The sequence below is a fragment of the Amycolatopsis sp. PSD-21 genome (assembly GCF_055561455.1).
Map to the genome: position 1 here is coordinate 6,272,060 of NZ_CM145712.1, position 11,618 is coordinate 6,283,677.

Annotated in this window: 9 protein-coding genes; 5 read left to right on the plus strand and 4 right to left on the minus strand. The window is 68.5% G+C overall.

The window, feature by feature from the left end; all coding sequences use genetic code 11:
- Positions 1–20 precede the first annotated feature (20 nt).
- Genes ACZ1DY_RS29245 through ACZ1DY_RS29260 form a run of 4 tightly spaced genes read left to right on the plus strand, consistent with a single transcriptional unit; the run spans position 21 to position 4,140 of the window.
- A complete protein-coding gene (locus ACZ1DY_RS29245; protein WP_465481565.1) occupies positions 21–1,313 on the plus strand; it encodes an ABC transporter substrate-binding protein in 1,293 nt (430 codons plus the stop codon).
- Complete coding sequence (locus ACZ1DY_RS29250) at positions 1,310–2,275, plus strand: carbohydrate ABC transporter permease (RefSeq protein WP_465481566.1); 966 nt, start codon at positions 1,310–1,312, stop codon at positions 2,273–2,275. Before ACZ1DY_RS29245 ends, ACZ1DY_RS29250 begins: the two co-directional genes overlap by 4 nt.
- Positions 2,275–3,093 carry a carbohydrate ABC transporter permease gene (locus ACZ1DY_RS29255; protein ID WP_257485512.1) on the plus strand — a complete coding sequence of 273 codons (819 nt, stop codon included), beginning with the start codon at positions 2,275–2,277 and terminating at the stop codon, positions 3,091–3,093. The genes ACZ1DY_RS29250 and ACZ1DY_RS29255 overlap by 1 nt, the downstream gene beginning before the upstream one ends.
- A gap of 33 nt (positions 3,094–3,126) precedes the next feature.
- A complete protein-coding gene (locus ACZ1DY_RS29260) occupies positions 3,127–4,140 on the plus strand; it encodes an endo-1,4-beta-xylanase (protein ID WP_465481567.1) in 1,014 nt (337 codons plus the stop codon).
- A 288-nt stretch (positions 4,141–4,428) separates the two neighbouring features.
- Here the strand turns inward: ACZ1DY_RS29260 and ACZ1DY_RS29265 are convergent, their stop codons facing one another.
- Positions 4,429–5,799, minus strand: coding sequence for a pyridoxal phosphate-dependent decarboxylase family protein (locus ACZ1DY_RS29265; protein ID WP_465481568.1), 1,371 nt, complete (start codon positions 5,797–5,799; stop codon positions 4,429–4,431).
- A 74-nt stretch (positions 5,800–5,873) separates the two neighbouring features.
- On the minus strand, positions 5,874–6,572 hold the full coding sequence (locus ACZ1DY_RS29270) for an alpha/beta fold hydrolase (RefSeq protein ID WP_465481569.1): 699 nt from the start codon (positions 6,570–6,572) through the stop codon (positions 5,874–5,876).
- A gap of 118 nt (positions 6,573–6,690) precedes the next feature.
- Here ACZ1DY_RS29270 and ACZ1DY_RS29275 point away from each other — a divergent pair, with 118 nt between their 5' ends.
- The gene (locus ACZ1DY_RS29275) at positions 6,691–7,029 is read left to right on the plus strand and encodes a winged helix-turn-helix transcriptional regulator (RefSeq protein WP_192741281.1); all 339 of its coding nucleotides are present in this window, start codon (positions 6,691–6,693) and stop codon (positions 7,027–7,029) included.
- Between the two features lie 46 nt (positions 7,030–7,075).
- Here ACZ1DY_RS29275 and ACZ1DY_RS29280 read toward each other — a convergent pair whose 3' ends face one another.
- Positions 7,076–11,179 carry an nSTAND1 domain-containing NTPase gene (locus ACZ1DY_RS29280; protein ID WP_465481570.1) on the minus strand — a complete coding sequence of 1,368 codons (4,104 nt, stop codon included), beginning with the start codon at positions 11,177–11,179 and terminating at the stop codon, positions 7,076–7,078.
- A gap of 137 nt (positions 11,180–11,316) precedes the next feature.
- Positions 11,317–11,613, minus strand: coding sequence for a YkvA family protein (locus tag ACZ1DY_RS29285; RefSeq protein WP_465481571.1), 297 nt, complete (start codon positions 11,611–11,613; stop codon positions 11,317–11,319).
- Positions 11,614–11,618: the final 5 nt, after the last annotated feature.

An 11,618-nucleotide genomic window follows, 5' to 3' on the forward strand; every position in this document is an offset into this window, starting at 1 on the left:
TCGTCAGGAGTGGACTCACCATGCTTTCGAACCGCCGAATCCCCGCCGCCGCCGCGCTGGCGGCGGCCATCCCGCTCGCGCTCGCCGGCTGCTCCGGAGGTACCGAGCCCGCGGCCGAGCCCACCGGACCGGTCACGCTCACCTGGTGGCACAACGGCACGACCGATCCGCTCAAGTCGATCTGGGCGCAGGTCGTCGCGGACTACCAGAAGGCGCATCCCGAGGTGACGATCAAGGGGCAGCCACTGCAGAACGAGGAGTTCACCACCAAGGTCCCGCTCGCCCTGCAGTCGAACGAACCGCCGGACGTCTACCAGTCCTGGGGCGGTGGCGAACTGGCGTCGCAGGCCACCTCGGGCAAGGTCGCCGACCTGACCGACGCGGCCAAGGACTGGCTCTCCACGGTGGGCAAACTCGCCGAAAGCTGGCAGGTCGACGGCAAGCAGTACGGGATCCCGTGGGAGCAGCATTTCGTCGGTTTCTGGTATCGCAAGGACCTTTTCGCGCAGGCGGGCGTCACGGCGCCTCCGTCCACTTTGGACGAGCTCAATACGGCCGTCGCCAAGCTCAAGCAGGCGGGTATCACGCCGATCGCGGTCGGCGGCAAGGATCGCTGGCCGGACGCGTTCTACTGGAACTACTTCGCGCTCCGGGCCTGCTCGGCGGACACGCTGAAACAGTCGGTCAAAGCGGTGAAACTCGAGGATCCCTGCTGGACCAAGGCCGGGCGTGATCTGCAGGCGTTCCTTGCCACCCAGCCGTTCCAGCCCGGCTTCACCGCCACTCCCGCCCAGCAGGGGGCGGGCAGTTCGGCCGGACTGGTGGCCAACGGCAAGGCGGCGATGGAACTGCAGGGCGACTGGGAGCCCGGCACGATGTCGTCGCTCACCGAGGACAAGGACCTCGACTCGAAGGTCGGCTGGTTCCCGTTCCCGGCGGTCCCCGGTGGCCAGGGTGATCCCGCCGCGGTGCTCGGCGGCGGTGACGGTTTCTCCTGCACCACCCGCGCGGTCAAGGTGTGCGTGGACTTCCTGCGGTACCTCGGCAGCGAACCGGTGCAGAACCAGCTCGCGGCGAAGGGCGCCGGACTGCCGATGTCCGCGTCGGCGGCCGGATCGCTCAAGACCGAGTCGCTGAAGTCCGTCTTCGACTACGGGCAGAAGGCCCCGTACGTGCAGATGTACTTCGACAAGGCGTTCCCGACCGCGGTGGGCGCCGCGCTCAACGACGCCGTCGCGAACTTCTTCGCCGGGCAGGGCACCCCGGAAGGCATCGTCGACGCGGTGAACAAGGCAGCGGCGGGCGACAAGTGACGGCGACGGCCACGCGGGTGCGGGCGGCGGCGCGGCCGTCCGCACCCGCCGTCCGGACGCGGACACCGGGAGTGCGCAAGAAGCTGGAACTGACGTTCCTGCTCGGGCCGGCGCTGGTGCTGTTCGCCGGGTTCGTGCTGGTCCCGATCGGGATCGCGGCGTTCTACAGCCTCTACGAGTGGAACGGTTTCGGTCCGCTCGACGAATTCGTCGGCCTCGGCAACTACGCCGACGCCCTGTCCGGATCGGTGTTCCAAGGCGCCATCGGGCACAACCTGATCATCGCGGGCCTGTCCCTCGTGGTCCAGCTGCCGCTGTCCATCGGGCTGGCGCTGCTGCTCAACCGCAAGCTGCGCGGGCGCGCCGTCCTCCGCGCGCTCGTGTTCGCACCCTACGTGCTGTCGGAGGCGATCACCGCGGTGATCTGGCTGCTCATGTTGCAGCCGAACGGTTTCGTGGACCAGATGTTGCGTGGTGTCGGCCTCGGCGGGCTGGTACAGCACTGGCTCGCCGACCCGGGGATCGTGCTCTACACCCTGTTCGCGGTGATCACCTGGAAGTACATCGGCTTCGGCATCATCCTGCTGCTCGCCGGGCTCCAGGGCGTGCCCGCCGAGCTGCGGGAAGCGGCCGCGCTCGACGGCGCGTCGGCCTGGCAGACCACCCGGCACGTAGTGCTGCCGCTGCTGGGGCCGACCATCCGGATCTGGGTGTTCCTGTCGGTGATCGGCTCGCTGCAGCTGTTCGACCTGGTGTGGATCATGACTCTCGGCGGGCCGGCCAACGCGTCGGCGACCATGGCGACCTACCTGGTCGACCACGGGTTCAAACGCTACGAATTCGGTTTCGGGAGCGCGGTCGCGGTGATCCTGTTCGTGGTCTGTTTCGTGTTCGCGTTGCTGTACCAGAGGTTCGCGTTGCGCCGTGACACCGATGGCGCGCTCACCAGGATGGTGGACTGATGCGCCGCGCCGGGACGCCGATCGGTTACGTCGCCGCGATCGCCGTCCTCGGGATCACCGTGGTGCCGCTGCTGTTCGTGATACTGGGCGGTTTCCGTACCACCGCGCAGATCAACGCCTCGCCCGCCGGCCTGCCCGGCCCGTGGGTCTGGGACAACTACGCGGTGATCCTCGGTTCGGCGTCGTTCTGGACGTTCCTGGGGAACAGCGCGCTGATCGCGGTGATCGCCACGGCGCTGACCGTGGCGCTGGGATCGATGGCCGCGTATGCCTTGTCCCGCTACACCTTCAAGGGCCGCGAGGGTTTCTACACCTTGTTCACACTCGGCCTGCTGTTCCCGCTCGGCGTGGCGACCTTGCCGCTGTACCTGTGGCTGCGTCAGCTGGGGATGCTTGAGAGCTTCTGGGGCGTGGCGATCCCCGAGGCCGCGTTCTCGCTCCCGGTGACCATCGTGATCCTGCGGCCGTTCATGCGCGCGATCCCCGGCGAGATCGAGGACGCCGCCGTGCTCGACGGCGCGAGCAGGCTCGGTTTCTTCTGGCGGATCCTGCTGCCGCTGTCCGCGCCCGCGCTGACCACCGTCGCCGTGCTCGCGTTCGTGACCAGCTGGAACTTCTACCTGCTGCCGCTGCTGGTGTTCAACGACTCCGCGAACTTCACCCTGCCGCTCGGCGTAGCGACGTTCCAGTCCCAGTACTCCCAGGACACCGCGCGCGTGCTCGCGTTCACCGCGCTGTCGATGATCCCCGCGCTCGCCTTCTTCGTGCTCGCCGAACGCCGCATCGTCGGCGGGCTGACCGGATCCGTGAAGGGCTGATCGAACCGTTCGGTTTCCGAAAGGAGTTCCACGATGAACACCATTTCCCTGAAACGAACCGTCGCTCTTTTCACCGCTTTGGCAGGTGTCGCGTTGCTGAACGCACCACCGGCCTCGGCGGCAGGTCCGCTGAAGGACATCACGAATCGCTACGTCGGTAGCGCCGTCGCGGCGAACCACCTGGCCAACGAAGCCGACTATCGTTCGGTGCTCACCCGGGAATTCGACAACGTCACCCCGGAGAACGAGATGAAATGGGGCGTCGTCGAGGCGAACCGCGGCCAGTACAACTGGTCCGGCGCGGACGCGATCGTCGACTACGCCCAGCGGAACGGCAAATCCGTCCGCGGGCACACGCTCGTCTGGCACAGTCAGCTGCCCGGCTGGGTCAACAACCTCTCCGCCGGTGATCTGCGGTCGGTGACGCAACGGCATATCGCCACCGCGATGGGGCGCTACCAGGGAAAGATCCGGGCGTGGGACGTCGTGAACGAGATGTTCAACGACGACGGCACCCGCCGTGCCTCGGTGTTCCAGCAGAAACTGGGCGACGGCTACGTCGCCGACGCGTTCCGGTGGGCGCGGGCGGCGGATCCGTCGGCCAAGCTGTACATCAACGACTACAACACCGAAGGACTCAACGCGAAGAGCGACGCCCTGTACAACCTGGTGCGGACGCTGAAGCAGCAAGGCGTGCCGATCGACGGCGTCGGCTTCCAGGCACACCTCGCGACGCGGTACGGCTTCCCCGGCGGCTACCAGGCGAACCTCGCCCGCTTCGCGGCGCTGGGCGTCGACGTCGCCATCACCGAGGCCGACGTCCGCATCCCGATGCCCGCCGACACGACCAAACTGAACACGCAGGCGAGCTACTTCAAGCAACTCTGGGACGGCTGCCACGCCGTCGCGCGGTGTGTGGAGTTCACGACGTGGGGCTTCACCGACCGCCACTCGTGGGTGCCGGACACGTTCCCCGGCGAGGGCGCGGCCTGCCTGTTCGACACGAACCTGCGGCCGAAGCCGGCGTACACGCGGATCAACCCGTGACCTAGGCGGGTTTCGGCCGGACGGCACGGCACCGGTCCCTCACTTGTTCCCCTGGTGAGGGGCCGGTTTGCCGGTCGTACCGTGTGCCCGTTCACCGGCCACCGCGGCGCGACCAGAGATGGGGGGCGATTACCCGGCCGCCGATCCGGGTATTAGAAGGATCATGTGGATGGTGCTGATGATCCCGTTGCTGGTCATGTCGTTCGCGCTGCTGATGGAGCGTGTCGAGGCGAATGTGCCTGAACGGGAGCACAGTCGCGCCCCTGAACCCGTCTGAGTGGGAGCCCGTCAGTTCGCCGCTGCCGCCCGAAGGATCGCCGCGGCCGAGCGCTCGACGTCGGACTCGGTGGTCGACCAGTTGGAGACCGAGATGCGCAGGTAGCGACGACCGCGCCAGGTGGTGCCGCCCAGCCAGCAGGTGCCGTCGCGCTGGACCGCGTCGATGATCGTGTCGGTGCGGTCATCGTCACCGAACCCGACGAGCACCTGGTTCAGGACGACGTCGTTGGCGATCTCGGCACCACCTTCGGCGAGGATCGTGGCGAACAGCCGCGCAAGCCCGCAGCAGCGGTCGACGAGGTCCGCCACACCGTCGCGCCCCAACTCCCGCAAGGCCGCCCACACCGCGAACACCCGCGCGCGACGCGATGCCTCGAGCGTGAGGTCGCCCATTCGGGACAGCTCGGCGGAGCCGGCAAGGTAGGGAGCGCGATAGGCGATGGTCTCGGCGTGCAGCGCCGGATGAGCACAGAACGCGAAGCCGGAGTCATAGGGGACGTTCAGCCACTTGTGCCCGTCGCACGCCCAGGAGTCGGCCAGCTCCAGGCCGTCGACCAGCGCCGCTGTCGCGGGGTTGGCGCCGGCCCAGAGTCCGAAGGCACCGTCGATGTGGACCCAGGCATCATGCCCCTTCGCGAGTGTGCAGGCGGCGCGCAGGTCGTCGCAGGCACCGGTGTTCACGTTCCCCGCCTGCAGGCAGACGATCGTGGGACCCTCGCCCGCGGCCAGCACCCTGGCCAGATCCTCGACGTCGATCGCGCCCTGCGGACCCGCGGCCACCGCCTGGATCGCCCTGGTGCCGATACCGAGCAACCTCAGCGAGCGGTCGATGGTCGCGTGCCGCTCGGCGCTTGCGACAACCCGGAGGGCGGGCGCCCCGGCCAGACCGTCCCGTTCGACATCCCACCCGGCTCGAGCGAGGACGTGGTGACGTGCCACCGCCAGTCCGACCGTGTTGGCCGCCTGGCCGCCGGTGACGAACCCGGTCGACGCGGTGGCCGGAATGCCGAGGAGATCCCTGAGCCACCGGCCGGCCACGTCCTCCGCGGCGGCCGCGGCCGGTGACAGAGCGGGATTGAAGCTGTTCTGATCCCATCCCGCCGCCAGGAAGTCCGCCGCGACCGCGGACCTCAACGCCCCGCCGATGACCAACCCGAAGAACCGCGGGCCCGCCGTGGCCACGAGCCCTTCCTCGGCGATGCGGGCGAGTTCCTCGATGACGGCTTCCGGAGGGCTGGGCTCCCGGGGAAGTTCCTCACCGAAAGCCTGCCGCAAGACCGCTAGGTCGACAGGCCGCGCGACAGGTCGGTCACCCAGACCGGCCACATACCCGGCAGCCAGCTCCGCCGCCCGTGTGAAGAGAGTGTGCTCCTCGTGCATGAACGTCCTTCCGGCAACGCCACGGCGACTTGGCCCGTCGGACCACACGGTACGGGTCTCGACCGCAGCGACGGCTAGGTCGCCTCCAGCAGCAGACCGGCGAGTTCGCCGGGCATGGTGATCATGCAGTCATGGCCGGTCGGCAGTTCCCGCAGCCGCTCGCCTGCCGGAACGGGACGCCGGGTGATGCCGTCCGGCTCGGCCCCGACGCAATGGATGTGCGTACGCGGGATAGTGCGCGCGGCCGGGTCGTCCAACCGGACCGGCTCCTGAAGGCACCCCACCGGATGGTCCGACAGCATCGAACGCAGCCAGGCGGCGTCCTCGGGATCAGTGACCCCGAACAGGCCTAGCGGCGGCGGCTGCTCCGGCATCGGCGGAACCCGCCAGCCGTCCACGGCGACGTCGATGAGCTGCTTGGTGACCGGAAGGACGTCGACCGCGGCTTCGCCGTCTTCGGGCACCATCGCGTCGAGGAACACCAGATGCGCGATCCGCTCCGGGACCCGGTGCGCGACCCCCGATATGACCATCCCGGCGTAACTGTGCCCAACGAGCACGACGTCGTCGAGACGCTCACCTTCGATCACGTCGACGACGTCGTCGATGTGAGTGCCGAGCCCGACCTCGGGGCCCAGCAGGTGCGCCTTGTCGCCGTAGCCGGTCAGCGACGGCGCGAGCACCCGGTGCCCGGCCGACTCCAGCAGCGGGACCAGCCGATCCCAGGCACGTCCGCTGTGCCAGGCGCCGTGTACCAACAGAAAGGTGGCCATAGCCGCGTGGTTCCTCCTCGTGCCTCGGTACCCTTTGATAACCGAGAACATCGTGATCCACCCGACGCGCACCGGGCAATACGGCACTTTCGGGTGCCCCGGTTCTCAGGAGGTAACCATGCAGGACCCGTGCCAAGCCCGCGAAGTCCTCGGGATCGTCGGGGACAAGTGGGCGCTGCTGATCGTGCGCATGCTCAAGGACGGGCCGCGACGCTTCACCGAACTCAAACGATCCATCGACGGCATCAGCCAGCGCATGCTCACAGTGACGCTGCGCGACCTCGAACGCGACGGGATCCTGACGCGCACGGTCCGCAACGTCATGCCGCCACACGTCAGCTACGAGCTGACCACGATGGGCCGGACCCTGCGCGAGGCCACCGCACCGCTGCTCGACTGGAGCATCGAACACCTGCCCCATATCGACGCCGCCCGTGCGGCGTACGACAACCGTTAGTGCGCCGCGTACGCGAACTTGGTCGGTCCCGCGTGTCGAGCCTGTCTCAGGAACACGGCGGGCTGTACGGCAGCTCAGCCGACACGAACTCGTCCCACATCTCGCGAGTGAGCGTGTTTCCCGTGACGGCGCAGATGCGGTGCATGGCCTGGGGCACGGTCAGGTCCCACAACCGCACGGTGTGGTCGTGGCTGCCGGTGGCGAGGGTGGCGCCATCGGGACTGAACGCCACCGTGTTGACGTGGGCCTGGTGTCCGGTGAGCGGCTGACCCGACTGCGTCCGGTCGGCTGTCCGCCAGAGCCGCACGGTGTTGTCGCCGCTGCCGCTGGCCAGCGTGTGACCATCTGGGCTGAACGCCACCGCCGAGACGGGGTTGGTGTGGCCGGAAAGGGGTTCGCCGAGCGGTCTGGCGTGAGCGGGATCGGTGACGTCCCACAGCCGCACCTGCTCGTCGTCACCGCCGCTGGCCAATGTCCGCCCATCCGGGCTGAACGCGACCCTGCGTATGTCGTCCTGGTGCCCTTTGAGGGGTCCGGCGAGCAACGTGGGTTCGGCCGGATCGGAAACGTTCCACAACCACACCGCGACGTCGCTGTATTCGGTGCCCGTCGCCAGAGTTCTCCCGTCCGGGCTGAACGCCACGGCCAAGGCGTTGGCGTCCGGTCCGATCACGATCCGGGACAGCAGCACGGGTTTGGCCGGGTCGGTGACGTCCCACAACCGCGCGGAGTTCTCGTCCTTCACGTCGCCGCCGGTGACCAGGACGCGGCCGTCCGGGCTGAACGCCATCGACCGGACGTCGTCGGCATGGCCGGTGATCGGCGCGCCGATGGGCGCCGGGCGGGCCGGATCGGTGACGTCCCACAGTCGCACCGTCCGGTCGTTGCCGCCGGTGGCCAGCACACGGCCGTCCGGGCTGAACGCCAAGGCGTTGATGTCGTCTTGGTGGCCGGTGAGCGGACGGCCCAGCTGCCGCCGATCGGCCGGTGTCCACAACCGGACGGTCCGGTCGCCGCCACCGGTGGCCAGGACGCGCCCGTCCGGGCTGAACGCCAACGCGTTGACTTCCCCCGTATGTCCTTTTAGGACAGTGTCGGGTATGTTCCACAGCCTTACCGCCCGGTCGCCACTGGCGGTGGCCAGGCTGCGGCCGTCCGGGCTGAACGCCATCGACCGGACGCCGTCGGCATGCCCGGTCATCGGCGTGCCGATGCGTGTGGGGTGGGCGGGATCGGTGACGCCCCACAGCCGCACGGTGTAGTCATCGCCGCCGGTGGCCAGCGTCCGCCCGTCGGGCCCGAACGCCAACGACCGGATCGCGCTGGCGTGCCCCGTGATCGGCCGGCCCAGCGCCACCGGGCGAGCCGGGTCGGCGACGTTCCACAGCCGCACTGTCCGGTCGTTGCTCGCGCTGGCCAAAGTCCGTCCATCGGGGCTGAACGCCACCGACTGGACAGCCCCGGCGTGTCCGGTCAACGGTGGCCCGAGGGGTTCGGCTCGGTCCGGCGCGGCGACGTCCCACAGTCGCATGGTCCGGTCATCGCCGCCGGTAGCCAGAGTCCGGCCGTCAGGACTGAACGCCACGGAGTGGATCGTGTCGGCGTGCCCGGCCATCGGCGGGCCGAGTGCCGTAGGCCGGGCGACGTCGGTGACGTTCCACAGCCGTACGGTCCGATCGTCGCCCGCGCTGGCCAAAGTCCGCCCGTCAGGACTGAACACCAACGACCGGATCGTCTTGGTGTGCCCCGTGATCGGCGGGCCGATCGCCTCAGGGCGGGCTGGGTCGGTGACGTTCCACAACCGCACCGTGTTGTCGGCGCCGCCAGTGCCCAGAGTGCGTCCGTCCGGGCTGAACGCCAGCGCACGGGTTGCTTCGCCGTGACTGATGGTTTCGTTCAGCAGCACCGGGCGGGCCGGCTCGGCGACGTTCCACAACCGCACGAGCCTGTCACCGCTGCCGCTGCCGGTGGCCAGCGTTCGCCCATCGGGACTGAACGCCACCACGCCGACGTCCTTGGCGCCCGAGGGCAACGTGGCGGAAAGCGGCGCGTTCGCGTCGACGATCAAGTGGGTGCCCGTGTCCGGATCCGCCGGGCGCATGCGGTGGGCGACGAGATCGAGCTGGGCCGCCAGCGACACGTCGATGGTCCGTATCCGGTTCGCCTCGGCGGTGACCTTGTTGAAGATCGCGGCGTCACGTTGTTCCTGGGCGATGTCGCGTTGCTGGAAGGCGTAGACGGCGGCACTGGACGCGACGAGGCCGAGAACGGCCAGCATGGTGACCGCGGTTCGACGGATTCTGCCCCGCCGGCTTTCGTGCCGGATCGACGCGCCGAGGAAGGCCGCTCCGAGCGGCGTGAGGGCGGCGCGGTGCTCACTCCTGGACTGCCACCCCCTTGCGATGGCCAGCCGATCACCGCGATACAGCGATCCGGCCGGTTTCCCTTCTCTCTCCCACTGTTCGGCGGCCTCGATCAACTGCTGCCGGACGACCTGATCATTGCGGCCCGCCTCGATCCAGGCGCCGAGTTGCGGCCACGCCCGCAGCAACACGTCGTGGGAAAGCTCGACGGCGTTGTCGTCCAACGTGACCAGGCGTTTCTCGATCAGCCAGCCGAGCACTGTCTCAGCGGTCCGCGGTGCGTCGAAACCCTTGACGAGGTCGGCCGGATCCGCGCGCCGTCTCGCAGGCGGCGCGTCGTGCCTGACCACGACCAGGTGCATGAGGATCTGCTGGAAGATCAGGCGCTGCTCGGCCGTGGAACAACGCGCGTAGGCCTCGTCCGCGGTCGCCACGATCGCGCCTTGGATCCGCCCGGCCCGGTCGTAATCCGCCAAGGTCAGCTTGTCGCCCGTGCGCCGCTGCCAGGTGACGGCCAATGCGTGGGCCAGCAGTGGGAGCCCGCCCGCATCCGTCCCGATCTCGTGCAGGAGCACCTCGACCAGACTCGGCTCGACGTCGACGCCGATCTGCCGAGCCGGCCGCTCGATGGCCGCTCGCAACCCCACCGGAGTCATCGCCTGGAGGTTGAACTGGCTCGCCGGCAGGAACTCCGCGAGCTGATCGTCGGCGAGGCAGTGGTCGTAGAAGTCGCCCCGCACCCCGAGAACCGCGCGCATCGCGATCAGTGCGGCGATGAAACGCCGCCGCTCGGCCTCGCCGGCGCACAGGGTGAACACCTCTTCGAACTGGTCCACCACGATGACAGTCCCGTCAGGCAGCATGCTTGCCAGCCGGGCGGGGTCAGAGCTGATCGCCGAGAGCACGCCGTCCACGCTGCCGTCGATGAGCTGCGCGACCTGCTGTGCCAGTGTCTCGCAGGGCTCCTTCGCCGGGGTGAGCAACAGCCATGGGCGTCCACTGTCGGCGACCGCGGTCGTCACGCCTGCTCGAAGCAGCGACGACTTGCCGACACCGGACGGCGCGACGACGAAGACCGGCCCGCTGCGGTGATCGATCTTGTCCATCAACACCGACAAGGCCGCCTCGCGGCCGAAGAACCACCGCGCTTGGTCGGGTTGAAACGCCCGCAGACCCGGATAGGGGCAGACGTCCTCCGGCCACTCCGCCTGGCTGACGTCGGGCGGGTACGGGTCGTCCGGTAGGCAGATCCACCCCACCGTCGCCGTTTCCTTGACCCGGATGCGTTTGGGCCGATAGCGGGTCTCATCGGCAGCGCTGTGCCAGACCACTTCCCGGAACAACCAGTCGGAGGTGATCACCGCGAGCACACCGGCCGACCCGGCGAGGGCGTCCTTCAACGGCGGCGCGTCGAGCAACCGGAACGTGTGATTGATCGCGACGCCGGTCGCGCCGTGCGCGTCAAGCAGAACCTCCCCCGCGTGCACCGCCATTCTCAACCGGATCTGCTCGCCGGTCCCGTGCGCCCGGTTGTGCCTGTTCAACGCTTTCACCAGGCGACCGGGCACCTGCTCGACGAACAGCTGCTTCGGAACATCCGCCGGCGCCAGAAGAAGCACACCGTCACCCCGGTCTTCGCGATGGCAGACGCTCCAGTGCGAGCCGAGCGCATGAGCCAAGGCCGTATAGACAGCGTTGCGCACGTTCCTCTGTTCCGGGTTCTTCCGGCCGCTGAAGCGCTCCACGTCCACCACCAGAACAGTGCGATGCAGCGCGTCAGGCGACACGAAACCTCCCCAGATCACGTCACTCGGCCAAAGATGCCGCCATAGTCCTCGCGGCCGCACAAAGCCTGACGAGCTTTCACTCGTTCGCGTGAACCGATTGGCTGTCGACGAGAGTTCTGGCCGAGAACAGCCGTAGTTCACTCCGCCCGGCGGTCGTCGCGCGCCTTCTTGGTAAGCGACCTGCTGACGTAGACCAGCCCGCCGGCCAGGACCACGATGTCGTCGAAGTACACCGGGTCGGGCAACAGGTCGAACGGGAAAACCGTGTAGGCCAGGGAAACCCAGTAGGCGGCCTTGGTCGGCACCGGCGTGCCCGGCTGATGGACCTGACGATGCTTCCGCACCAGTTTGACCACAAGGAACAACGCGATCAGAACGAGGACGACGACCACCACCACGGCCACCACGCCGAGTGTCGTCCACAGAGACTCCATTTGAT

Excerpts from the sequence above, each read along its gene's own strand:
- ACZ1DY_RS29245 (WP_465481565.1), top strand. The coding sequence starts at position 21 with ATGCTTTCGAACCGCCGAATCCCCGCCGCCGCCGCGCTGGCGGCGGCC.
- ACZ1DY_RS29255 (WP_257485512.1), top strand. The coding sequence starts at position 2,275 with ATGCGCCGCGCCGGGACGCCGATCGGTTACGTCGCCGCGATCGCCGTC.
- ACZ1DY_RS29260 (WP_465481567.1), top strand. The coding sequence starts at position 3,127 with ATGAACACCATTTCCCTGAAACGAACCGTCGCTCTTTTCACCGCTTTG.
- ACZ1DY_RS29265 (WP_465481568.1), bottom strand. The coding sequence starts at position 5,799 with ATGCACGAGGAGCACACTCTCTTCACACGGGCGGCGGAGCTGGCTGCC.
- ACZ1DY_RS29270 (WP_465481569.1), bottom strand. The coding sequence starts at position 6,572 with ATGGCCACCTTTCTGTTGGTACACGGCGCCTGGCACAGCGGACGTGCC.
- ACZ1DY_RS29275 (WP_192741281.1), top strand. The coding sequence starts at position 6,691 with ATGCAGGACCCGTGCCAAGCCCGCGAAGTCCTCGGGATCGTCGGGGAC.
- ACZ1DY_RS29285 (WP_465481571.1), bottom strand. The coding sequence starts at position 11,613 with ATGGAGTCTCTGTGGACGACACTCGGCGTGGTGGCCGTGGTGGTGGTC.